Raw genomic sequence first — 21,674 nt, 5'->3', positions numbered from 1 at the left:
AAAGCCCGGCTCTGCCGGGCTTTTTCTTAATCGCGGAAGTTTTTGAACTGGAACGGCTGGCCGAGATTGCCGCCACGCACCAGCGCCATCACGCCCTGCAGATCGTCGCGGGATTTCCCGGTAACGCGGATCTCTTCGCCCTGGATTTGCGCCTGTACCTTCAGCTTGCTGTCTTTGATGAGCTTAACGATTTTCTTCTGCGTCGCGCTCTCAATACCCTGCTTCAGTTTGGCTTCAACAAACCAGGTTTTCCCGCTGTGAACGAAGGTTTCCGGCACGTCAAGGGAGGTCCCTTCGATACCACGCTTCAGCAGCTTGGCACGCAGAATGTCCAGCAGCTGCGTTACCTGGAAATCAGACTCGCTCAGTACCTTAATGGTCTTATTCGCGTCGTTCAGCTCAAATGAGGCCTCAACGCCACGAAAATCGAAGCGAGATTCAACCTCGCGGCTGGCGTTGTCCACGCCGTTACGTACTTCCTGGATATCAACTTCGGAAACAATATCGAAAGATGGCATCTTTTCTTCTCCCTTCACTTTTGTTGCGTTGCATAATACCCGCTACGGGGCATAACTCAACAGAAGCTTAGTTGTCGACGCTATACTAAATGCTGTAACACCTGGCGCAGTTGCAGGTGAGGAGGAACGATGAAAATTACCGTGCTCGGATGCGGAGCATTGGGACAACTTTGGCTCACCGCACTTTGCAAACATGGGCATGAAGTACAGGGCTGGCTGCGCGTGCCACAGCCCTATTGCAGTGTAAACCTGATTGAAGAAGACGGGAGTATCTTTAACGAATCTCTTACCGCTAACGATCCTGATTTTCTCGCGAAAAGCGATCTGCTGCTGGTCACCCTGAAAGCCTGGCAGGTTTCCGATGCCGTCCGGGCGCTGGCAACCATCCTCCCCCGCACCTCACCGATTATGTTACTGCACAACGGCATGGGCACCATTGAAGAGCTCAGACACATACCCCAGCCGCTACTGATGGCGATCACCACCCACGCTGCCCGCCGTGATGGCAACGTGATTGTTCATGTCGCCAGCGGTATGACCCACATCGGCCCTGCCAGAGCCCAGGAGGGCGACTACAGTTATCTGGCGGATCGCTTCCAGCAGGTGCTGCCGGATGTCGCCTGGCACGATAACATTCGTCCGCAGATGTGGCGCAAGCTGGCGGTAAATTGTGTGATCAACCCGCTCACCGCCCTGCTGAACTGCCCGAACGGCGAGCTGAAAAATCATCCAGAGGAAGTGGCGACGCTGTGCGCCGAAGTGGCTGCGGTGGTAGAACGGGAAGGCATTCACACGTCGGAAGAGGATATCCGCTATTACGTTGAAGAGGTCATTGAGAGCACCGCGCAGAATATCTCCTCAATGCTGCAGGACATCCGCGCGCTGCGCCATACCGAAATTGACTATATCACCGGCTACCTGCTAAAACGCGCCCGGGCGCACGGTATTAGCGTGCCGGAAAATGTCCATCTGTATGAACAGGTTAAACGTAAGGAGAGTGAGTATGAGCGCGTCGGCACTGGTATGCCTCGCCCCTGGTAGCGAAGAGACCGAAGCGGTTACCACCATCGATCTGCTGGTTCGCGCCGGGATTAGCGTCACGACGGCGAGCGTCGCCAGCGATGGCAATCTGGTTATTACCTGCTCGCGTGGGGTGAAGATCGTGGCAGATGCGCCGCTGGTGGAGGTCGCCGACGGGGATTACGACGCGATCGTCCTGCCGGGTGGCCTGAAAGGCGCGGAGTGTTTCCGCGACAGCCCGCTGCTGGTCGAGACGGTCAGGCAGTTCCACCATTCCGGGCGAATCGTTGCGGCAATCTGTGCGGCAGCAGCCACGGTGCTGGTGCCGCATAACATCTTCCCTATCGGCAATATGACCGGTTTCCCGACCCTCAAGGATAAAATCCCTGAAGAGCAGTGGGTGGACAAACGTATGGTCTGGGATCCGCGAGTGAACCTGTTAACCAGCCAGGGGCCGGGCACGTCGATTGATTTTGCGCTGAAGATTATCGAACTGCTGGTTGGGCGAGAAAAAGCGTATGAAGTCGCGTCGTCCCTGGTGATGGCGGCGGGGATTTATAACTATTACGAAGCGTAGGAATTGCCCGGCGGCGCTACGCTTGCCGGGCCTACGCGATTTATGTAGGCCGGGTAAGGCGTAGCCGCCACCCGGCTTAACAACTACGGACGATACACCTTCACATTGGTGAAGCCCTGCTCGCGTAGATAGAGCGCCTGCAGGCGGCTCATCACCCCGCGCTCACACCACAGCAGATAGGTTTTGCTCTTGTCGAGATCGCCAAATTTGGTGCTCAGCTTGTAGAACGGCAGCGAGGCCACTTCCACACCCTCCGGCTCAAACGGCTTCGCGTCCTGCTCATCGACGGAGCGAATATCCAGCAGCACGTCATTCGGGCCGAAACCGTTAACGGTCTCCACTTCGACCACTTCCTGCTCGGTCTGCTGGGCGATTTCGCGGATATCAATGTTAGAGGCTTCCTCCACCACTTTATCCAGGATGGAGAAATCGAAGTTCTCCTCTTCCGCTTCGATCTTCGCCTTCACCGCTTTAACCGTCGGGCTTTTAGAGATCACGCCGCAGTATTCCGGCATGGTGCGGGCAAAGTCTTCGGTGCCGATCTCACGCGCCAGATCGATGATGTGCTCTTTATCGTGAGAGATCAGCGGACGCAGGATCAGCGTGTCGGATACGTTGTCGATAAGACGCAGGTTGGTCAGGGTCTGGCTGGATACCTGGCCCAACGCTTCGCCGGTAACCAGCGCCTGTACGCCATAACGCTCAGCCACTTTCGACGCCGCGCGCACCATCATGCGCTTCAGCACCACGCCCATCTGGCCGTCGTCCACTTTTTCGAGGATTTCGCCAACCACCGGTTCGAAGTTAATGGCAACAAAACGCACGCGGTGGGAGCTGCCGAAGCGGTTCCAGAGATAATGCGCAACCTGACGCACGCCAATTTCATGCGCAGCGCCGCCGAGGTTAAAGAAGCAGTAATGCACGCGGCAGCCGCGACGCATCAGCATATAGCTGGAAACGCCGGAGTCGAAACCGCCGGAAATGAGCGACAGCACGTCTTCCTGGGTGCCAATCGGGAAACCACCGATCCCTTCGTAGCGGCCCTTCACCAGCAGCAGACGGTCGTTTTCGATCTCCAGATTAACGGTCACTTCCGGGTTGGTCAGACGCACGCGCGCGGACTCAACGTGCTGGTTCAGCCCGCCGCCGACGTAACGTTCTACTTCAATGGAGCTAAACTCATGTTTACCGCGACGCTTGGCGCGCACGCAGAAGGTTTTGCCCTCGATCTGGTCGCGATACTGGGCCAGCGCCTGTTCAAAAATGTCGTGCAGGGAAGTGAACGGGACATCTTCCACTTCCAGAATATGATGGATCCCGGGGATTCGGGTTAAAGCATCACGAATGTCCAGGCGCTTGTTTTCATCTTTAGCGCGGACTTCGACGTGATCCCAGTGACGCACGACGGCGAGGGTCTCGTCGTAATGCTTCAGAACGTTACGAATGTTCCCGGTTAAAATTTTAATAAAGCGCAAACGCACAGATTGGCTTTTGATGGTGATTTCAGGGAACAATTTAATGATAAACTTCATGGCGGCAATGTTTCTTTGGCAAGCATTTAAGCTTGTAATGGAAAAGTAAGCAGCCCACATCCGCGGCTGCATCCAGGCGCGCAAGTATACCACCATCATGCGCCTCCTGTGCACATTGCGCGTTATTTGATAATTACCCTGAGTCCGATACCATATCAGGGATAAAAAACAGAGAGTCAGATATTCACTATGCCGAAGAAAAACGATGCACCTGCCAGTTTCGAAACTGCGCTGAGTGAACTGGAGCAAATCGTTACCCGTCTGGAAAGCGGCGATCTGCCGTTAGAAGAGGCGCTTAATGAATTCGAACGCGGCGTACAGCTGGCGCGCCAGGGCCAGGTTAAGCTGCAACAGGCGGAACAGCGCGTGCAGATCCTGCTTTCCGATAACGAAGACGCTGCCACAACCCCCTTCACCCCGGATGCCGAGTAGATGGATTTTTCGAACCAGCTTCAGGCGTGCGTCGAGCGTGCTAACGACGCACTGCGCCGTTTTATAGAACCCCAGCCTTTTCAGAACACTCCACTGGTTGAGGCCATGCACTATGGCGCACTGTTAGGCGGTAAACGCCTGCGTCCTTTTCTGGTGTATGCCACCGGCGGGATGTTCGGTATCAGCGCCGATACGCTGGATGCTCCGGCCGCTGCGGTCGAATGTATCCACGCCTATTCGCTGATCCATGACGATCTGCCGGCCATGGACGACGACGACCTGCGCCGCGGCCAGCCGACCTGCCATATTAAGTTTGGTGAAGCGAACGCTATTCTGGCAGGCGACGCCCTGCAAACCCTGGCGTTTTCAATTCTGAGCGATGCACCGATGGTTGAAGTGGCGGATCGCGACCGTCTGGCGATGGTTTCCGAACTGGCGATGGCCAGCGGCGTCGCGGGCATGTGCGGCGGTCAGGCGCTGGATCTGGAGGCGGAAGGTCGTCAGGTTAATCTGGAACAGCTGGAGCGTATTCACCGTCACAAGACCGGGGCGCTGATCCGCGCAGCCGTTCGTCTGGGGGCGCTGAGCGCAGGTGAGCGAGGACGTAAAGCCCTGCCCGTTCTGGATCGTTATGCCGAAAGTATCGGTTTAGCCTTCCAGGTTCAGGATGACATTCTGGATGTCGTGGGCGATACTGCAACATTGGGTAAACGTCAGGGTGCCGATCAGCAGCTTGGCAAAAGTACCTATCCCGCCCTTCTGGGCCTTGAGCAAGCCCAACAAAAAGCCCGGGACCTGATTGCTGAAGCCCGCCAGTCGCTCGAACAACTGGCCGCGCAGTCACTGGACACCTCGGCACTGGAAGCGCTAGCGGACTATATAATCCAGCGTGATAAATAACGAAAACACCACGATGAGTCTCTGATGAGTTTTGATATTGCCAAATACCCGACACTGGCGTTGGTTGACTCCACCCAGGAGTTACGTCTGTTGCCGAAAGAGAGCCTGCCGAAGCTGTGCGACGAACTGCGTCGCTATCTGCTCGACAGCGTAAGCCGCTCCAGCGGCCATTTCGCCTCCGGGCTTGGCACGGTGGAGCTCACCGTGGCGCTGCATTATGTCTACAACACCCCGTTCGATCAGCTGATCTGGGACGTGGGTCATCAGGCTTATCCACACAAAATTCTCACCGGTCGTCGCGATAAAATTGGCACGATTCGCCAGAAAGGCGGCCTGCATCCGTTCCCGTGGCGGGGCGAAAGCGAGTACGACGTGCTGAGCGTTGGGCACTCCTCCACCTCGATTTCCGCCGGGATCGGGGTAGCCGTCGCGGCTGCCAAAGAGGGCAAACAGCGCCGCACCGTCTGCGTGATTGGCGATGGCGCAATCACCGCCGGGATGGCCTTTGAGGCGATGAACCACGCGGGCGATATCAAGCCGGATATGCTGGTGGTCCTCAATGACAACGAAATGTCGATTTCCGAAAACGTCGGGGCGTTGAACAATCACCTGGCAAATCTGCTCTCCGGCAAGCTGTACTCCAGCCTGCGCGAAGGCGGCAAAAAAGTGCTCTCCGGCGTACCGCCAATCAAAGAGCTGCTGCGTCGCACCGAAGAGCACATCAAGGGCATGGTGGTTCCCGGCACGCTGTTTGAAGAGCTGGGCTTTAACTACATCGGCCCGGTAGATGGCCACGACGTTCTGGGCCTGGTCAGCACGCTGAAAAACATGCGCGATCTGAAAGGCCCGCAGTTCCTGCACATCATGACCAAAAAAGGTCGTGGCTACGAACCGGCAGAAAAAGATCCGATCACCTTCCACGCGGTACCGAAGTTCGACCCAACCAGCGGCTGTCTGCCGAAAAGCAGCGGCGGCATGCCGAGCTACTCAAAAATCTTCGGCGACTGGCTGTGTGAAACCGCCGCCAAAGACAGCAAGCTGATGGCCGTAACGCCGGCGATGCGTGAAGGGTCCGGTATGGTCGAGTTTTCCAGAAAGTATCCGACCCAGTATTTTGATGTCGCTATCGCCGAACAGCATGCGGTGACCTTTGCTGCGGGCCTGGCGATTGGCGGCTACAAGCCGGTGGTGGCGATCTACTCCACCTTCCTGCAACGCGCCTACGACCAGGTGATCCACGACGTCGCGATCCAGAAACTGCCGGTGCTGTTCGCCATTGACCGTGCGGGCATTGTCGGCGCCGACGGCCAGACGCACCAGGGGGCGTTCGATCTCTCTTATCTGCGCTGTATCCCGGATATGGTGGTCATGACCCCGAGCGACGAAAACGAATGCCGTCAGATGCTGTTCACCGGTTACCACTATCAGGATGGCCCGACCGCCGTACGTTATCCGCGCGGTAACGCCGTGGGTGTTACCCTCGAGCCGCTGACGAAACTGCCGATTGGCAAAGGCGTGGTCAAACGTCGCGGCGAAAAGCTGGCGATCCTCAACTTCGGTACGCTGATGCCGGAAGCGGCAAAAGTGGCGGAATCCCTGAACGCGACGCTGGTGGATATGCGTTTTGTGAAACCGCTCGATGAAGCGCTGATTCTGGAGATGGCATCAGAGCATGAAGCGCTGATCACCCTCGAAGAGAATGCGATTATGGGTGGCGCAGGCAGCGGCGTGAACGAAGTGCTAATGGCGAAACGCAAAGTCGTGCCGGTGCTGAACCTCGGCCTGCCGGACCACTTTATCCCGCAGGGTACCCAGGACGAAGCCCGCGCCGAAATCGGCCTGGATGCTGCTGGTATCGAAGCGCGCATCGCCGCCTGGCTGGCATAATCCCTCCCCTTTCCGCTCCTGCTATGCTTAACGGTACGTTTTAAGTAATCAGCAGGAGTGGAACCATGCAATACAATACATTAGGAAGAACCGATCTTAAGGTTTCCCGTCTTTGCCTGGGCTGTATGACCTTTGGCGAACCGGACCGGGGTAAGCACGCCTGGACGCTGCCGGAAGAGAGCAGCCGTCCGATTATCAAACACGCCCTTGAAGGCGGCATTAACTTCTTTGATACCGCTAACAGCTATTCCGACGGCAGCAGCGAAGAGATCGTCGGCCGGGCGCTGCGCGACTTTGCCCGCCGCGAGGACGTTGTGGTCGCCACCAAGGTTTACCATCAGACGGGGGATCTGCCGGAAGGTCTCTCCCGGGCGCAGATCCTGCGCTCCATTGACGACAGCCTGCGTCGCCTGAATATGGATTATGTCGATCTGCTGCAGATCCACCGCTGGGATTACAACACCCCGATTGAAGAGACTCTGGAAGCGCTGAACGACGTCGTCAGAGCAGGCAAAGCGCGCTATATCGGCGCCTCATCGATGCATGCCGCCCAGTTTGCTGAAGCGCTGGCGCTGCAGGAACAACACGGCTGGGCGCCGTTTGTCACCATGCAGGATCACTACAATCTGATCTATCGCGAAGAAGAGCGCGAGATGCTGCCCCTGTGCTACCAGCACGGCGTAGCGGTGATCCCGTGGAGTCCGCTGGCGCGCGGGCGTTTGACCCGTCCATGGGGCGAAACTACGGCCCGCTCGGTGTCCGACGAATTTGGCAAAACGCTGTATGACGAAACCGAAGCCAACAACGCGCAAATCGCCGAGCGTTTAGCGGGAGTTGCCGAAGATCTCGGGGTGACGCGCGCCCAGGTGGCGCTGGCGTGGGTGCTGAGCAAAAGGGGGGTTGCGGCTCCGATTATCGGCGCCTCGCGCGAAGAGCAGCTGGATGAGCTGATCAACGCCGTGGATATCACTCTGACGCCGGAGCAGATTGCCGAGCTGGAGACGCCGTACAAAGAGCATCCGGTAGTTGGGTTTAAGTAATAAAAAAGCCGGGTGGCGGCTTCGCCTTACCCGGCCTACGGATCGTGCAGGGTTTTGTAGGCCGGGCAAGCGCAGCGCCCCCGGCACAAACCGCATAATGCTAAAATCAAGCGAAGTGATCGTACCCTTTCCAGTCGAGCGTCACTGGCTCGCCGTTCTGCACAAACTGCAGCCCTTCGCTTTCCGGCATGATCTGCCCGATACAGGTGTACCGCGCCCCCAGATTGGCTAACGCCACATCCAGCGTTCCGCGATTAAGCTCAGGAACGGTAAAGCACAGCTCATAATCTTCGCCGCCGGAGAGCGCCCAGCGTAAGGCGCGCTCTGGCTCGACATGCCTGCGCATCGCCTCTGAGAGCGGGAATTCGTTCAGATCGACTCGCGCGCCAACGCCGCTGGACTTGAGGATATGCCCGAGATCGGAGATCAGGCCATCCGACAGATCGATGGCAGCGCTGGCGCGATCGCGCAGCGCCTGCCCCTGCAAAATACGCGGCGTCGGGCGCAGATGACGTTGCAGGAAATAGGCCGCGTCATCGTCGTTTTCCACCACGAATTGCTTCTGCAAAATGGCCAGTCCTGCCGCGCTATCGCCCGGCGTGCCGGTCACGTAAATCCAGTCGCCGGGCTTCGCGCCAGAGCGTTTCAGCGCGCGCCCTGCCGGCACGTAGCCGTGGATCGCCAGCGTCATCGACAGCGGTCCGGCGGTGGTATCGCCACCGATCAGCTGCATATCGTAGTAATTAAGCTGTTCAAACAGCGCGTCGCTGAAGGCCTCAAGCCAGCTTTCATCGACCTTCGGCAGGGTCAGCGCGAGGGTTAACCACGCCGGATCGGCTCCCATTGCCGCCAGATCGCTCAGGTTCACCGCCAGCGCTTTATACGCCAGATCGGCAGGATCGATATCCGGCAGAAAATGGTGGCCGCACACTAACGTGTCGGTGCTGATTGCCAGCGTCTGTTTATCGGGAATATTGAGAAGTGCACAGTCGTCGCCGATGCCGGTTTCCACATCGCGACGCGAGCTTCTGACTCGGTCAAAATAACGGGCAATCAGGGAAAATTCGCCGCATGCCATACGTTATGCCTCAGCAAAGAAAATAAAAAACCGGAGCCCGCACCGCCCGATGGGCAGTACGACACTCCGGCTTGCGGATCACTTTTTACGGGGACGGATCGCAGGTGCAGCTTTATCCAGCACGCCATTCACAAACTTGTGGCTGTCTTCAGCACCGAAGGTTTTCGCCAGTTCGATCGCTTCGTTGATGGCCACTTTGTACGGCACATCGTCACGTTTAGACAGCTCAAAGAGTGCGATACGCAGCACCGCTTTTTCAACCTGGCCCAACTCTTCGAGCAGACGGGACAGGTACGGTTTCATCAGACCATCGAGATACGCGCTATTAGTCGCCACTCCCGACAGCAGTTCACGGAAGTACACGACGTCAACGTCTTTGACGTCTTGTTCCGCCAGGAACTGGTATTCAACATCAGCGATGTCGTTCTGGGACAACTGCCAGGAGTAAAGTGCCTGTACGGCACATTCACGGGCGCGGCGACGAGCAGCAGGTTTCACGGAATTCCCCTTACAAAAAAATCAGGCCTTGATGGCTTTCAATACATTGATCATTTCAAGCGCGGTCAGTGCAGCTTCTGCACCTTTGTTACCGGCTTTGGTGCCAGCACGTTCGATGGCTTGTTCAATACTTTCAGTGGTGAGTACGCCGAACGCGACAGGAATTTCTGCATCCTGAGCCACGTGCGCCAGACCGTTGCTTGCGCCACCCGCAACATATTCAAAGTGCGCGGTACCGCCACGAATCACCGTACCCAGCGCGATTACCGCATCGTACTTGCCGGTTTTCGCCAGTGCGCCCGCTGCCAGTGGCAGTTCGTAAGCACCCGGAACCCAGACAACGGTAATGTTTTCGTCTTTCACCTGGCCGATACGTTTCAGGGCGTCAATCGCGCCATCCAGCAGGCTGTCGTTGATGAAGTTGTTGAAACGCGCAATGGTGATGGCGACGCGAGCGTCCGGGGTAGCAACGGCTGCTTCAATAATGTTCATACTCTTCCTTAACGGGTTCATTTGGTGGCCCCGCAGGGGGGCGGATTTTATCATAATATTTTGCGCACTGCTTCCCTATTTAGGCAAGCCTTACGCGGTGGTCAGGTGGAGGCAGACATCCGGTCCAACCGGACGTATCTCGCTGAAGTTAAATGCCGGTGCATCCGCCAGTTTTTCCAGCCCGGGCAAGGTGCATAAGCCGCGGGCGTCGCTGCCTAACAGTTTAGGTGCCAGATAAACGATCAGCTCATCCACCAGCCCGGCCTGCAACAGCGCGCCGGCAAGCGTCGGGCCAGCTTCAACCCAGATACTGTTGATCTGCTGTTTGCCCAGCAGCATCATCAGCACCACGAGATCGAGATGCCCGTTATGCTCAGGCACCATAATGCTGCGCACGCCTTCCGGCCAGCTGCGGTCATCCTGCTGGGTGCGGGCAAACCAGGTTTCACCCGGCTGCTGCACAATGCGATGCGCAGGGGTGACGCTGTTCTGCCGGTCGACCACAATGCGCAGCGGCTGGCGTGAATTCTCCTGCGGGTAGAGCGCCTGGGTATCAGGGTTCAGCTCATCCCAGCGCACGGTCAGGGCAGGATCGTCCGCCAGCACGGTAGCACTGCTGGTGAGAATAGCATGGCTTTGCGCGCGCAGACGTTGCACATCGCGCCTTGCCTGCGGCGACGTGATCCACTGGCTTTCGCCGCTGGCCATTGCCGTGCGGCCATCCAGCGACGCGCCGAGTTTCAGCTGCACGTAAGGAAAACCGGTCCGCATCCGCTTGAGGAAGCCTTTGTTCAGACGTTCGGCTTCACTCATCATCAGGCCGTGGCTGACATCGATTCCGGCCTCCTGAAGACGGTAAAGTCCGCGACCGGCTACCTGAGGATTAGGATCCTGCATTGCCGCTACCACCCGTGAAACGCCCGCGGCGATAAGGGCATCGCAGCACGGCGGGGTGCGGCCATGATGGCTGCAGGGCTCCAGCGTGACGTAGGCGGTTGCGCCCCGCGCCTTCTCTCCTGCCATGCGCAACGCGTGCACTTCTGCATGCGGATCGCCGGCGCGATAGTGAAAACCTTCCCCGACGATCTCGCCATCTTTCACAATAACGCAGCCGACATTCGGATTGGGATGGGTGGTAAACCGCCCGCGCTGCGCCAGCTTCAGCGCTCGCGCCATGTAAATCTCATCCTGCATGGGCTTAATCCTGTAGGCGGGCGATCTCTTCGCCGAACTCTTTGATGTCTTCGAAACTGCGGTAAACGGAGGCAAAGCGGATATAGGCCACTTTATCGAGCTTTTTAAGCTGCTCCATCACCAGGTTGCCGATCATTTTACTCGGCACTTCACGTTCGCCGGTGGCGCGCAGCTGGGTTTTGATGTGGTTAAGCGCCATTTCAACGTCATCTGCGCTCACTGGCCGTTTTTCCAGTGCCTTGAGCATCCCGCTACGCAGTTTCTCTTCGTTGAACGGTTCGCGAACGTCGTTACTTTTCACCACGCGCGGCATCACCAGCTCTGCCACTTCAAAGGTCGTAAAACGTTCATTACACACCAGGCACTGCCGACGGCGGCGCACGGACGAGCCCTCTCCCACGAGTCGGGAGTCGATTACTTTGGTATCCACGGCGAGACAGAATGGGCAATGCATACGGTGTCCTGACTATCGGGTTGACTGAACTCTATTTTACCCCGAACTGGCCCTACAACAAAGAAGGAGCGTTTTTGAGATAAAGGATCTATACGAATGGCAGCCTGGTTGATTACCCTTAGCAGAATCCGATAATTCAGGGAAATAATTGCCATGACAAGACGTTACCTGAGGATCCTGCTGGTGGGAAGCCTCTTTAGCCTCAGCGCCTGCGCGCAGCAAAGCGAAGTTCGTCAGATGAACCAGAGCATCAGTTCGCTGAATACGACCATGAACAAGCTCAACCAGGAAACCGTCAAAATCACCCAGCAGAACGCGCTGAACGCCAAATCGACCAGCGGCGTCTATCTGCTTCCGGGTTCGAATACGCCGGCCCGACTGAACAGCCAGATTGGTACGCTGAAGATGTCGATGGTCAACGTCGCGCCAAATGCCGACGGCACCCGCGCCACGCTGCGCATTCAGGGAGAATCCAACGACCCGCTGCCGGCCTTCAGCGCCACCGTGGAGTGGGGCCAGATTCAGGGCACCACCGACAGCTTCCAGGAACAGAACGTGCAGACCCAGCTGATTAACGCCCCTGCCAGCGTGCTGGCACCGAGCGATGTCGACATTCCGCTACAGCTAAACGGCATGACGCCGGATCAGCTCGGCTTTATCCGCATTCACGATATTCAGCCCGTCCAGCAATAATCCCCCAGCGGAACGTGTTTCGCGTTCCGCTCTCCTCTGAAGTGTAAACATTGGCAACAAAGATGTTTGCCATTACAATCCGCTTCGTCAAAAATACGCAAACGTGAACGCAATCGATTACGTATGTGAGAGAACTGTGAAACAACACATATTTTTGTGAGCAAGGATTCCTATAATAGGCTCCCAGAAACACGAAATATTTAGAAACGCAATTCGCGCCTTTTTCACTCCCGTTAGGGATTTCAAATCAGTGGCATCATTATGAAAAAAACATTACTGGCAGCCGGTGCAGCGCTGGCCCTCTCTTCCACTTTTGCTGTGCAGGCAGCAGAAAACGACAAACCAGAGTACGTTTCCGACTGGTGGCACCAGAGCGTTAACGTCGTCGGCAGCTATCACACCCGTTTTGGACCACAGATCCGTAACGATACCTACCTGGAATACGAAGCCTTTGCCAAGAAAGACTGGTTTGATTTCTATGGTTACATGGATGCGCCGGTCTTCTTCGGTGGTAACACTGACGCGAAAGGTATCTGGAACCACGGTTCCCCACTGTTCATGGAGATTGAACCGCGCTTCTCTATCGACAAGCTGACCGGCACCAGCCTGGCGTTTGGTCCGTTTAAAGAGTGGTACTTCGCGAACAACTACATCTACGACATGGGCCGCAACAAGTCCGGTCGTCAGAGCACCTGGTATATGGGTCTGGGTACCGACATCGACACCGGTCTGCCGATGAGCCTGTCCATGAACGTTTATGCCAAATACCAGTGGCAGAACTACGGCGCAGCGAACGAAAACGAGTGGGATGGCTACCGTTTCAAAGTGAAATACTTTGTGCCGATCACCCAGCTGTGGGGCGGCAACCTGAGCTATATCGGCTTCACCAACTTTGACTGGGGTTCAGACCTGGGCGACAACGACTTCCGTGACCTGAACGGTAAGAAAGCGCGTACCAACGACTCTATCGCGTCCAGCCACATTCTGGCCCTGAACTACGATCACTGGCACTACTCTGTTGTTGCCCGTTACTGGCACAACGGTGGTCAGTGGAACGACGACGCAAGCCTGAACTTCGGCGACGGTGACTTCAGCGTTCGCTCTACCGGCTGGGGTGGTTACCTGGTTGTGGGTTATAACTTCTAACCTGGTGGTTGGTGCCGGGTGGCGGCTACGCCTTACCCGGCCTACAAAACCTGTAGGCCCGTGCAAGCGTAGCGCCGCCGGGCAAAAAAGCCAGCTCAAGAGCTGGCTTTTTATTGCTTCACTTTCCTGAGAAAATCCGCCAACGACCTGTCCGCGCTTTCGCTAAACCGCCTGTCCGTCATTGTGATATTCAGACACCTGTCGAGCCGGAAACAGCGATAGTCATCGCGCCGTTCGCACCAGGCCGCCAGCAGCCAGTGCTCTCCCCAGAAGAACAACCCCAGCGGCTGCACCTCGCGGGAAGAGAGCTGTCCGGCTTCATCCCGATAATGCAGCGCCAGTACCCGCAGGGCCGATATCGCCTGATGAATTAGATCGAAACCGCTGCGGGAGTGGTTCTGCATGGCAATATCCGGGGCGTAGATGCGCGTCTGCTCGGCCTTGCGGCGGCTCTCCTCCGGCAGGATCGCCAGCACTTTCTCCTGCGCTGACTCCAGCTCGCGCGACAGCGACTCCCCGCCCCAGGTTTTGAGCAGGCGGATCGCCACCATCAGCGCTTCCGATTCCCGGTTGGTCAGCATCAGCGGCGGCAGGTCGAAACCCGACATCAACCGGTAGCCGCTCCCCGCCTCCCCTTCCACCGGCACGCCGGAGAGCGACAGATCCCGGATATCGCGGTAGACCGTGCGTTCAGACACGCCCAGCCTGTCCGCCAGATGCGCTGCCGTTGTCAGACGCCTGCCGCGCAGGATCTGCACAATCTGAAACAGGCGGTCAGCGCGTCGGGTCATAGGTTCTCCGGATCAGGCGGGTTGATGAAGACCGACGCGGTTGCCCTCGCTGTCAGTAAAGAGCGCAATGGTGCCAATACCGTGCGGCAGCTCCAGCGGGCCGAACACGCACGCGCCACCGGCGGACGAAACGCGATCCAGGGTGGCCGCCAGATTGTCAGTATGCAGATAGATAATAGCGCCCTGCTGCGACGGTGTAATGCCATCAAATTTCGCCAGCGCGCCGCCGGTAGCCGGATCGTCATGAGGGAAAACAGCCAGCTCAGCGCAGTCCATTTTCTCGCGTCTCAGCGACACCTGCATCACCGGCTCGTAAAATTTGATGGCGCGATCCATCTCAGCAACCGGAATTTCAAACCAGTTAATCACACTTTTCATACATCCTCCTGCCTGTTGTTTGGGTTCAGAAGGAGTCTACGCCAGGGCTCCTGACAGCATACTGTCAGGAGTGTTTGTCAGGAGCAGGCAAAAAAAATCCCGGCCATAAGACCGGGATTTTGCTGACGTAACAGCGTTTCCGTTACGGCAGGATGGACGGTTGATCCGCGCCCTCTTTTTCCACTTTCTGCTGGAGCAGGTGCTCGCGCTTCATGCCCAGTTTCAACGCCAGCGCGGACGCGACGTAGATGGAAGAGGCCGTACCGATGGAGACACCGATCAGCATGGTCAGCGAGAAGCCTTCCAGAATCGGACCGCCGAAGAGATACAGCATCAGGATCACCATCAGGGTAGTCCCGGAGGTAATCAAGGTACGGTGCAGCGTCTGGGTCAACGACACGTTAAAGATTTCGTACGGCGTACCGCGACGGATCTTACGGAAGTTTTCACGGATACGGTCCGATACCACGATACTGTCGTTCAGCGAGTAACCGATAACCGACATCAACGAGGCCACAATGGTCAGGTCGATCTCGATATGGAACAGCGACAGAACGCCCATGGTGATTACCACGTCGTGCGCCAGGGCGATTACCACCCCGGCAGCCAGACGCCACTCAAAGCGGAAACCGACATAGGTCAGGATACAGAGCAGCGCCACCAGCAGTGCCATCGCACCGGTCTGGGCCAGATCCGCACCGACGCTCGGGCCAACGAATTCAATACGTTTTACCGTTGCATTCTGGCTGGTCGTTTCATTAACCACCTGTACAACCTTGCTGCCCAGCTCCTGGCTGCCGTTGGCATCCTTCACTGGCGGCATGCGCACCATGATGTCGCGGCTGCTGCCGAAGTTCTGCAGCAGCGGCTCTTCAAAGCCCGCTTTCTCAAGCGAGATACGCATCTGGTCCATGTCGACCGGTTTTTCCAGGGTGATCTCAATCACCGTACCACCGGTGAAATCAAGCCCCCAGTTGAAGCCTTTCACGCCAATAATGGCGAGGGACAGGATCAGCAGAAAACCTGAAATGCCGAAGGCCCAGTAGTCCCAGCGCATAAAGTCCCAGACTTTACGGCCGTAGTTCAATTGTTCAACAGTATATTCCTGTGCCACAACGCACTCCTCAGATAGACAGCTTTTTAACGCGCTTGCCGCCGTACAGCAGGTTCACGATGGCACGGGTGCCGACAATAGCGGTAAACATTGACGTTGCCACACCAATACCGGTGGTGATAGCAAAGCCCTTGATCGCGCCAGTACCCACTGCATACAGGATAAGAACCTTAATCAGTGTTGTTACGTTCGCATCGAAGATGGAGCTGAATGCGCCACGGTAGCCTTCATCAATCGCCTGTTGGACTGAGCGACCGTTGCTGAGCTCTTCTTTGATACGTTCGTTAATCAGTACGTTGGCATCCACCGCAACCGCAAGGGTTAAGACGATACCCGCAATGCCTGGCATGGTCAGCGTCGCCCCTGGTATCAGGGACATAATGCCGATAATCAGCACCAGGTTGGCAATCAGCGCCGACGTCGCAATCAGACCAAACTTCTTATAGAAGAAGACCATGAAGATGATGGAGATCGCCAGGCCGGCCAGACAGGCTTCCAGACCCTGAGTGATGTTCTGCATACCCAGCGTTGGACCGATGGTACGCTCTTCAACAATCTGAATCGGCGCAATCAGCGCACCGGCACGCAGCAGCAGCGAGAGCTGGCGGGCTTCGTTCGGGTTGCTGATACCGGTGATACGGAAGCTGTTACCCAGACGAGACTGGATATTGGCGATGTTAATCACCTCTTCCTCTTTCACCAGCACGGAACGACCGTTGGCATCTTTCTTACCGCTGTCTTTGTACTCCACGAACAGGGTCGCCATCGGTTTGCCGATGTTGTCCTTGGTGAAGTTAGACATGATGTTACCACCCGCGCTATCCAGCGAGATGTTAACCTGCGGCTGGTTGTACTCGTCCTGGCTGGAGGTCGAGTCAGTGATGTGGTCACCGGTCAGGATCACGCGCTTGTACATGACAACCGGCTGGCCTTCACGGGTCTGTTTCACCTCTGAGTCGCCCGGCACGCGGCCAGAGGCAACAGCAGACTGATCGACGTTGGTGTTCACCAGACGGAATTCCAGCGTCGCGGTAGCGCCCAGAATCTCTTTCGCACGCGCGGTATCCTGGATACCCGGCAGTTCAACCACGATACGGTCAGCACCCTGACGCTGTACCAGCGGTTCAGCTACGCCGAGCTGGTTTACACGGTTACGCAGGATGTTGATGTTCTGCTGAACCGCGTATTCACGCGCTTCTTTCAGACGCACATCGGTCATCACCGCACGCAGCTGGTTGCTACCCTGAGAAGAGAGCACCAGATCGCGGTGACGCTGGGTCAGGTAATCCATCGCCTGGTCGCGGGCGTTGCTGTCGCGAAACGCGATGCTCATCCCGTAGTTATCTTCCTTACGCACGGTGGTGTAAGGGATGCCTTTATCGCGCAGATCGCTGCGCAGGCTATCAATGTTTTGTTCCTGAAGTTTTCCGAGTGCGGTTTCCATATCCACTTCCATCAGGAAGTGAACGCCACCACGCAGGTCGAGACCGAGTTTCATCGGCTCAGCGTTAATAGCAGCTAACCAACGCGGAGTTGCAGGAGCAAGGTTCAACGCCACGACATATTTATCACCCATCACGCCCATCAGCGCTTCACGAGCGCGGAGCTGCGTGTCGGTGGAGTCGAAGCGAGCAAGAATTGCGCCCTCTTCCAGTGCCACAGACTTAGCGGTAATTTTTTCTTCTTGTAACGTTTTCTGGACCTGGATCAGCGTTTGCTCACTGGCGGCGACGCCGCGCGCGCCAGTGATTTGAACAGCCGGATCCTCACCATACAGGTTGGGAAGCGCATACAGCAGGCCGACGACAATGACGACGACCAGCATGATGTACTTCCACAAAGGATAACGGTTTAACACGGCAGTTCCCTTTGGGAAAAGTTAATTACAGCGCTTTCATGGTGCCTTTCGGCAGAACGGCAGCAACGAAGTCACGTTTGATAACCACTTCAGTGGTATCGTTCAGTGCGATGACGATGTAGCCGTTATCAGCAACTTTGCTCACACGACCAACCAGACCACCGTTAGTCAGCACTTCATCGCCTTTCGCGATGGAGTCCATCAGCTTTTTGTGCTCTTTGGTGCGCTTCTGCTGTGGACGCAGGATCATGAAATAGAAGATCAGACCGAACACCACCAGCATCAGAATCAGAGACATCGGGCTGCCCTGCGCCGGTGCACCTGTTGCCGCTACCGCATCAGAAATAAAAAAGCTCATTAAAATTCCCTCATTAAATAAATTAATCAACGTTCAAAGGTGGGACATCCCGACCCTGACGTTGGTAAAAATCGGTCACGAAGCTCTCTAATTTACCTTCTTCAATAGCCTTGCGTAAACCAGCCATTAAGCGCTGGTAATAGCGAAGGTTATGAATCGTGTTGAGACGCGCGCCTAATATTTCATTACAACGATCAAGATGATGCAAATAGGCACGAGAATAATTGCGACAGGTATAGCAATCGCACTCGGCATCGAGCGGGCTGGTGTCGCTTTTATGCTTCGCATTACGGATTTTTACCACGCCGTCGGTCACGAACAGGTGGCCATTACGGGCGTTGCGGGTCGGCATAACGCAGTCGAACATATCAATGCCGCGACGCACGCCTTCAACCAGGTCTTCTGGCTTACCGACGCCCATCAGGTATCGAGGTTTATCTGTTGGAATTTGCGGGCAAACATGCTCCAGAATACGGTGCATATCTTCCTTCGGCTCTCCCACAGCCAGACCGCCGACAGCGTAGCCATCAAAACCTATCTCTACCAGACCTTTAACAGAGATATCGCGTAAATCTTCGTAAACGCTTCCCTGAATAATGCCGAACAGCGCATTTTTGTTCTGCAGAGAGTCAAAACGGTCGCGGCTGCGCTTCGCCCAACGCAGCGACATCTCCATCGAGCGCTTGGCGTAGTCCCAGTCCGCCGGGTATGGCGTACATTCGTCGAAGATCATTACGATGTCGGAACCGAGATCGTACTGAATCTCCATCGATTTTTCTGGATCGAGGAAAATCGGGTCGCCGTTGATCGGGTTGCGGAAATGCACGCCCTTTTCGGTGATCTTACGGATATCGCCGAGGCTGAAGACCTGGAAGCCGCCGGAGTCGGTCAGGATTGGGCCTTTCCACTGCATAAAGTCATGCAGATCGCCGTGCAGCTTCATCACTTCCTGGCCCGGGCGCAGCCACAGGTGGAAGGTGTTGCCGAGGATAATTTGCGCGCCTGTGGCTTCAACTTCTTCCGGCGTCATCCCTTTTACGGTGCCGTAAGTGCCCACTGGCATAAAGGCTGGCGTTTCGACTACGCCGCGATCGAACACCAGGCGGCCACGGCGAGCGCGACCGTCGGTGGTATCAAGTTCAAATTTCATTCTTATTCCTCTGTGCCAGAAAAACAGTCCAACACATTATTCTGCTGTCGCGGACTTATTCCCCGACACGCTCATTCAAAGCCTGCGGATTGTACGTGATAAACATCGCGTCACCGTAACTAAAAAAGCGATATTTTTGTTCTACCGCAGCCTTGTAGGCATTCATGGTGTTTTGATAACCAGCAAAGGCCGATACCAGCATGATCAGGGTTGACTCCGGCAGGTGGAAATTGGTCACCAGCGCGTCGATCACCTGATATTGATAACCCGGGTAGATGAAGATTTGAGTATCGCCGAAGAACGGCTCGATCAGGTCATTTTTGGCGGCCTGCGCGGCGCTTTCCAGCGAGCGAACCGACGTTGTACCAACGGCAATGACGCGGTTACCGCGCGCTTTCGCCGCCATCACTGCATCGACAACCTCCTGCGGTACTTCGGCATATTCGGAGTGCATGATGTGGTCTTCAATGCTGTCAACGCGCACCGGCTGGAAGGTTCCCGCGCCGACGTGCAGCGTCACAAAGGCCATCTCAATGCCCTTCGCACGCAGTTTTTCCAGCAGAGGTTCATCAAAGTGCAGGCCCGCCGTCGGCGCCGCTACGGCACCCGGCTTCTGGCTGTAGACGGTCTGATACAGCTCGCGGTCAGCCTCTTCATCCGGACGTTCAATGTACGGCGGCAGCGGCATATGGCCGATAGCGTTAAGGATATCCAGCACCGTGCGCTCGTCGTTAAACTCGACTTCAAACAGCGCATCGTGGCGCGCAGTCATGGTCGCTTTAATGCTCTCGTCATCGCCCAGCAGCAGCTCCGCGCCCGGCTTAGGGGCTTTGGAAGCGCGAATATGTGCCAGAATACGTTTATCATCGAGCATTCTTTCGACCAGCACTTCAATCTTGCCGCCGCTGGCTTTGCGGCCGAACAGACGGGCCGGGATCACGCGGGTGTTGTTGAACACCAGCAGGTCGCCCGGGTTGAGCTTGTCGAGCAGATCGGTGAAAGTACCGTGCGTCAGCGCCCCCGTCGGCCCATCCAGCGACAATAAGCGGCAGCTACTGCGCTCAGGCATTGGATAGTGGGCAATCAGGGACTCGGGTAAATCAAAGGAGAAATCGGCGACGCGCATGGCATATACTCGTGACTTAAAAACAGGCGGCTTAGTCTAGTGCTCACACCTCTTTGCTGCAACAACTAGCCTCGCTTCGGATAACGAATCGCATGAATTTTCTCGCTCACCTGCACCTCGCCCATCTCGCTGACAGCTCCCTTTCCGGCAATTTGCTGGCCGACTTCGTGCGCGGCAACCCTGCTGAGGATTACCCCGCCGACGTCGTGGAGGGCATTTTCATGCATCGCCGGATCGATGTTCTCACCGACAATCTGCCCGAAGTGAAAGAGGCCAAAGAGTGGTTCCGCCCGGAAACCCGCCGGGTAGCACCCATTACGCTGGATGTGATGTGGGATCACTTTATCTCCCGCCACTGGGCGCAACTCTCCCCCGAGATGCCGCTGCCGGCGTTCGTGCGCTATGCCCATGCCCAGGTGGCGATTATCCTGCCCGACTCTCCGCCGCGCTTTGTGAATCTGAACAACTATCTGTGGTCGGAGCGCTGGCTGGAGCGCTACAGCGAGATGGATTTCATTCAGCGGGTGCTCAACGGCATGGCCAGCCGCCGCCCGCGTCTCGACGCCCTGCGCGACTCCTGGCAGGATCTGGACGCCCATTATGACGCGCTGGAGCAGCGCTTCTGGCAGTTCTATCCCCGGATGATGGAGCAGGCGAAGCATAAGCAGCTTTAATATAAATGTGATTGATAGGTAAAAGCTGGGTTAACGATTGTCAGCGCCTCTTTGTCTTTAGGACGAACACTCTCTATACTGGCCCGCGTTGCGTTCTAAATAACCTTAGTAATCACAGGAGAATCATATGGTTCTGGTAACTCGTCCGGCTCCGGATTTTACAGCAGCAGCCGTTCTGGGCAGCGGTGAAATCGTTGAAAACTTCAACTTCAAGCAGCACACCAACGGTAAAGCGACCGTTCTGTTCTTCTGGCCAATGGACTTCACCTTCGTTTGCCCGTCTGAGCTGATCGCGTTCGACAAGCGTTACGAAGAATTCCAGAAGCGTGGCGTGGAAGTGGTTGGCGTCTCCTTCGACTCTGAGTTTGTACACAACGCATGGCGTAACACCCCTGTCGACAACGGCGGCATCGGTCCAGTGAAATACGCAATGGTTGCGGACATCAAACGTGAAATCCAGCAGGCTTACGGTATCGAACATCCGGACGCTGGCGTTGCACTGCGTGGCTCCTTCCTGATCGACGCGAACGGCATCGTTCGTCACCAGGTTGTGAACGATCTGCCACTGGGTCGTAACATCGACGAAATGCTGCGTATGGTTGACGCGCTGCAGTTCCACGAAGAGCACGGTGAAGTGTGCCCGGCTCAGTGGGAAAAAGGTAAAGAAGGTATGGCAGCCTCTCCGGCAGGCGTTGCTAAATACCTGACCGAGAACGTATCCAGCCTGTAATCGGCACGGTTTACGAGAAAGGCCCGCAGATGCG

24 protein-coding genes are annotated in these 21,674 nt (G+C 56.4%); 10 read left to right on the top strand and 14 right to left on the bottom strand.

Annotated elements, in window-relative coordinates:
- Positions 1 to 26: 26 nt before the first annotated feature.
- A complete protein-coding gene (locus tag K5I40_RS12635; protein ID WP_223074661.1) occupies positions 27 to 518 on the bottom strand; it encodes a YajQ family cyclic di-GMP-binding protein in 492 nt (163 codons plus the stop codon).
- A 129-nt stretch (positions 519 to 647) separates the two neighbouring features.
- On the opposite strand from K5I40_RS12635, the gene panE reads away from it, so the two are divergent.
- Both panE and yajL read left to right on the top strand, forming a co-directional pair.
- Positions 648 to 1,559 (top strand): 2-dehydropantoate 2-reductase, encoded by a 912-nt coding sequence (panE, locus tag K5I40_RS12630; RefSeq protein WP_223074660.1) that lies wholly within the window; start codon positions 648 to 650, stop codon positions 1,557 to 1,559.
- Entirely contained in the window at positions 1,522 to 2,115 is a 594-nt protein-coding gene (gene yajL / locus K5I40_RS12625; protein WP_039032367.1) for a protein deglycase YajL, read from the top strand. The genes panE and yajL overlap by 38 nt, the downstream gene beginning before the upstream one ends.
- An 83-nt stretch (positions 2,116 to 2,198) precedes the next feature.
- Here the strand turns inward: yajL and thiI are convergent, their stop codons facing one another.
- Positions 2,199 to 3,647, bottom strand: coding sequence for a tRNA uracil 4-sulfurtransferase ThiI (gene thiI, locus K5I40_RS12620; RefSeq protein WP_039032429.1), 1,449 nt, complete (start codon positions 3,645 to 3,647; stop codon positions 2,199 to 2,201).
- A 189-nt stretch (positions 3,648 to 3,836) separates the two neighbouring features.
- Here thiI and xseB point away from each other — a divergent pair, with 189 nt between their 5' ends.
- From xseB to K5I40_RS12600, 4 genes are all read left to right on the top strand, one after another.
- Positions 3,837 to 4,079 (top strand): exodeoxyribonuclease VII small subunit, encoded by a 243-nt coding sequence (xseB, locus tag K5I40_RS12615; RefSeq protein ID WP_032616819.1) that lies wholly within the window; start codon positions 3,837 to 3,839, stop codon positions 4,077 to 4,079.
- Complete coding sequence (gene ispA / locus K5I40_RS12610) at positions 4,080 to 4,979, top strand: (2E,6E)-farnesyl diphosphate synthase (protein ID WP_039032366.1); 900 nt, start codon at positions 4,080 to 4,082, stop codon at positions 4,977 to 4,979.
- 24 nt (positions 4,980 to 5,003) lie between these two features.
- Positions 5,004 to 6,866, top strand: coding sequence for a 1-deoxy-D-xylulose-5-phosphate synthase (gene dxs / locus K5I40_RS12605; protein WP_223074659.1), 1,863 nt, complete (start codon positions 5,004 to 5,006; stop codon positions 6,864 to 6,866).
- A 65-nt stretch (positions 6,867 to 6,931) separates the two neighbouring features.
- Positions 6,932 to 7,906, top strand: a complete 975-nt coding sequence (locus K5I40_RS12600) for an aldo/keto reductase (protein ID WP_223074658.1) — start codon at positions 6,932 to 6,934, stop codon at positions 7,904 to 7,906.
- A 106-nt stretch (positions 7,907 to 8,012) separates the two neighbouring features.
- On the opposite strand, the gene thiL is transcribed toward K5I40_RS12600, so the two are convergent.
- The 5 genes from thiL to nrdR all read right to left on the bottom strand — a co-directional run bounded on the left by thiL (position 8,013) and on the right by nrdR (position 11,622).
- Positions 8,013 to 8,984, bottom strand: a complete 972-nt coding sequence (gene thiL, locus K5I40_RS12595; protein ID WP_138370626.1) for a thiamine-phosphate kinase — start codon at positions 8,982 to 8,984, stop codon at positions 8,013 to 8,015.
- Positions 8,985 to 9,062: 78 nt separating this feature from the next.
- The gene (gene nusB, locus K5I40_RS12590; protein WP_032616814.1) at positions 9,063 to 9,482 is read right to left on the bottom strand and encodes a transcription antitermination factor NusB; all 420 of its coding nucleotides are present in this window, start codon (positions 9,480 to 9,482) and stop codon (positions 9,063 to 9,065) included.
- Positions 9,483 to 9,503: 21 nt separating this feature from the next.
- Complete coding sequence (gene ribE, locus K5I40_RS12585) at positions 9,504 to 9,974, bottom strand: 6,7-dimethyl-8-ribityllumazine synthase (protein ID WP_039032362.1); 471 nt, start codon at positions 9,972 to 9,974, stop codon at positions 9,504 to 9,506.
- A gap of 90 nt (positions 9,975 to 10,064) precedes the next feature.
- A complete protein-coding gene (gene ribD / locus K5I40_RS12580) occupies positions 10,065 to 11,168 on the bottom strand; it encodes a bifunctional diaminohydroxyphosphoribosylaminopyrimidine deaminase/5-amino-6-(5-phosphoribosylamino)uracil reductase RibD (RefSeq protein ID WP_223074657.1) in 1,104 nt (367 codons plus the stop codon).
- Positions 11,169 to 11,172: 4 nt separating this feature from the next.
- A complete protein-coding gene (gene nrdR / locus K5I40_RS12575; RefSeq protein ID WP_032616812.1) occupies positions 11,173 to 11,622 on the bottom strand; it encodes a transcriptional regulator NrdR in 450 nt (149 codons plus the stop codon).
- Positions 11,623 to 11,775: 153 nt separating this feature from the next.
- Here nrdR and K5I40_RS12570 point away from each other — a divergent pair, with 153 nt between their 5' ends.
- Positions 11,776 to 12,315, top strand: a complete 540-nt coding sequence (locus tag K5I40_RS12570) for a DUF3251 domain-containing protein (protein WP_039032360.1) — start codon at positions 11,776 to 11,778, stop codon at positions 12,313 to 12,315.
- A gap of 261 nt (positions 12,316 to 12,576) precedes the next feature.
- The gene (locus K5I40_RS12565; protein WP_039032359.1) at positions 12,577 to 13,461 is read left to right on the top strand and encodes a nucleoside-specific channel-forming protein Tsx; all 885 of its coding nucleotides are present in this window, start codon (positions 12,577 to 12,579) and stop codon (positions 13,459 to 13,461) included.
- A gap of 110 nt (positions 13,462 to 13,571) precedes the next feature.
- Here the strand turns inward: K5I40_RS12565 and K5I40_RS12560 are convergent, their stop codons facing one another.
- From K5I40_RS12560 to queA, 7 genes are all read right to left on the bottom strand, one after another.
- Positions 13,572 to 14,252: a YafY family protein gene (locus tag K5I40_RS12560; RefSeq protein WP_223074656.1), complete on the bottom strand. Its 681-nt coding sequence runs from the start codon at positions 14,250 to 14,252 to the stop codon at positions 13,572 to 13,574.
- 12 nt (positions 14,253 to 14,264) lie between these two features.
- Positions 14,265 to 14,630 carry a VOC family protein gene (locus tag K5I40_RS12555; RefSeq protein WP_138370629.1) on the bottom strand — a complete coding sequence of 122 codons (366 nt, stop codon included), beginning with the start codon at positions 14,628 to 14,630 and terminating at the stop codon, positions 14,265 to 14,267.
- Positions 14,631 to 14,772: 142 nt separating this feature from the next.
- Entirely contained in the window at positions 14,773 to 15,744 is a 972-nt protein-coding gene (secF, locus tag K5I40_RS12550) for a protein translocase subunit SecF (RefSeq protein ID WP_039032356.1), read from the bottom strand.
- 10 nt (positions 15,745 to 15,754) lie between these two features.
- On the bottom strand, positions 15,755 to 17,602 hold the full coding sequence (secD, locus tag K5I40_RS12545; protein WP_072036752.1) for a protein translocase subunit SecD: 1,848 nt from the start codon (positions 17,600 to 17,602) through the stop codon (positions 15,755 to 15,757).
- 25 nt (positions 17,603 to 17,627) lie between these two features.
- Positions 17,628 to 17,960 carry a preprotein translocase subunit YajC gene (gene yajC, locus K5I40_RS12540; protein WP_032616800.1) on the bottom strand — a complete coding sequence of 111 codons (333 nt, stop codon included), beginning with the start codon at positions 17,958 to 17,960 and terminating at the stop codon, positions 17,628 to 17,630.
- Positions 17,961 to 17,982: 22 nt separating this feature from the next.
- Positions 17,983 to 19,110: a tRNA guanosine(34) transglycosylase Tgt gene (gene tgt / locus K5I40_RS12535; protein ID WP_039032354.1), complete on the bottom strand. Its 1,128-nt coding sequence runs from the start codon at positions 19,108 to 19,110 to the stop codon at positions 17,983 to 17,985.
- Between the two features lie 55 nt (positions 19,111 to 19,165).
- Positions 19,166 to 20,236, bottom strand: coding sequence for a tRNA preQ1(34) S-adenosylmethionine ribosyltransferase-isomerase QueA (gene queA, locus K5I40_RS12530; protein ID WP_223074655.1), 1,071 nt, complete (start codon positions 20,234 to 20,236; stop codon positions 19,166 to 19,168).
- Positions 20,237 to 20,328: 92 nt separating this feature from the next.
- Here queA and acpH point away from each other — a divergent pair, with 92 nt between their 5' ends.
- Together acpH and K5I40_RS12520 are read left to right on the top strand one after the other, a co-directional pair.
- Entirely contained in the window at positions 20,329 to 20,910 is a 582-nt protein-coding gene (acpH, locus tag K5I40_RS12525; protein ID WP_223074654.1) for an ACP phosphodiesterase, read from the top strand.
- A 127-nt stretch (positions 20,911 to 21,037) separates the two neighbouring features.
- Positions 21,038 to 21,640, top strand: coding sequence for a peroxiredoxin C (locus K5I40_RS12520; RefSeq protein WP_032616797.1), 603 nt, complete (start codon positions 21,038 to 21,040; stop codon positions 21,638 to 21,640).
- Positions 21,641 to 21,674: the final 34 nt, after the last annotated feature.

Origin of the sequence: Leclercia sp. LTM14 (genome assembly GCF_023736175.1) — a bacterium.
In the GTDB taxonomy this organism is placed as follows: Bacteria; Pseudomonadota; Gammaproteobacteria; order Enterobacterales; family Enterobacteriaceae; genus Enterobacter; species Enterobacter barmai.
The sequence above is the reverse complement of the archived record's forward strand: the minus strand, read 5'-3'. Positions and strand labels throughout refer to the sequence as shown.

Bases quoted from the DNA above. Each gene is read 5' to 3' on its own strand.
- yajC (WP_032616800.1), bottom strand. From the start codon at position 17,960: ATGAGCTTTTTTATTTCTGATGCGGTAGCGGCAACAGGTGCACCGGCG.
- tgt (WP_039032354.1), bottom strand. From the start codon at position 19,110: ATGAAATTTGAACTTGATACCACCGACGGTCGCGCTCGCCGTGGCCGC.
- xseB (WP_032616819.1), top strand. From the start codon at position 3,837: ATGCCGAAGAAAAACGATGCACCTGCCAGTTTCGAAACTGCGCTGAGT.
- K5I40_RS12635 (WP_223074661.1), bottom strand. From the start codon at position 518: ATGCCATCTTTCGATATTGTTTCCGAAGTTGATATCCAGGAAGTACGT.
- ribD (WP_223074657.1), bottom strand. From the start codon at position 11,168: ATGCAGGATGAGATTTACATGGCGCGAGCGCTGAAGCTGGCGCAGCGC.
- thiI (WP_039032429.1), bottom strand. From the start codon at position 3,647: ATGAAGTTTATCATTAAATTGTTCCCTGAAATCACCATCAAAAGCCAA.
- K5I40_RS12555 (WP_138370629.1), bottom strand. From the start codon at position 14,630: ATGAAAAGTGTGATTAACTGGTTTGAAATTCCGGTTGCTGAGATGGAT.
- K5I40_RS12570 (WP_039032360.1), top strand. From the start codon at position 11,776: ATGACAAGACGTTACCTGAGGATCCTGCTGGTGGGAAGCCTCTTTAGC.
- panE (WP_223074660.1), top strand. From the start codon at position 648: ATGAAAATTACCGTGCTCGGATGCGGAGCATTGGGACAACTTTGGCTC.
- thiL (WP_138370626.1), bottom strand. From the start codon at position 8,984: ATGGCATGCGGCGAATTTTCCCTGATTGCCCGTTATTTTGACCGAGTC.
- K5I40_RS12600 (WP_223074658.1), top strand. From the start codon at position 6,932: ATGCAATACAATACATTAGGAAGAACCGATCTTAAGGTTTCCCGTCTT.
- ispA (WP_039032366.1), top strand. From the start codon at position 4,080: ATGGATTTTTCGAACCAGCTTCAGGCGTGCGTCGAGCGTGCTAACGAC.
- nrdR (WP_032616812.1), bottom strand. From the start codon at position 11,622: ATGCATTGCCCATTCTGTCTCGCCGTGGATACCAAAGTAATCGACTCC.
- K5I40_RS12565 (WP_039032359.1), top strand. From the start codon at position 12,577: ATGAAAAAAACATTACTGGCAGCCGGTGCAGCGCTGGCCCTCTCTTCC.
- K5I40_RS12520 (WP_032616797.1), top strand. From the start codon at position 21,038: ATGGTTCTGGTAACTCGTCCGGCTCCGGATTTTACAGCAGCAGCCGTT.
- K5I40_RS12560 (WP_223074656.1), bottom strand. From the start codon at position 14,252: ATGACCCGACGCGCTGACCGCCTGTTTCAGATTGTGCAGATCCTGCGC.
- yajL (WP_039032367.1), top strand. From the start codon at position 1,522: ATGAGCGCGTCGGCACTGGTATGCCTCGCCCCTGGTAGCGAAGAGACC.
- acpH (WP_223074654.1), top strand. From the start codon at position 20,329: ATGAATTTTCTCGCTCACCTGCACCTCGCCCATCTCGCTGACAGCTCC.
- dxs (WP_223074659.1), top strand. From the start codon at position 5,004: ATGAGTTTTGATATTGCCAAATACCCGACACTGGCGTTGGTTGACTCC.
- queA (WP_223074655.1), bottom strand. From the start codon at position 20,236: ATGCGCGTCGCCGATTTCTCCTTTGATTTACCCGAGTCCCTGATTGCC.
- ribE (WP_039032362.1), bottom strand. From the start codon at position 9,974: ATGAACATTATTGAAGCAGCCGTTGCTACCCCGGACGCTCGCGTCGCC.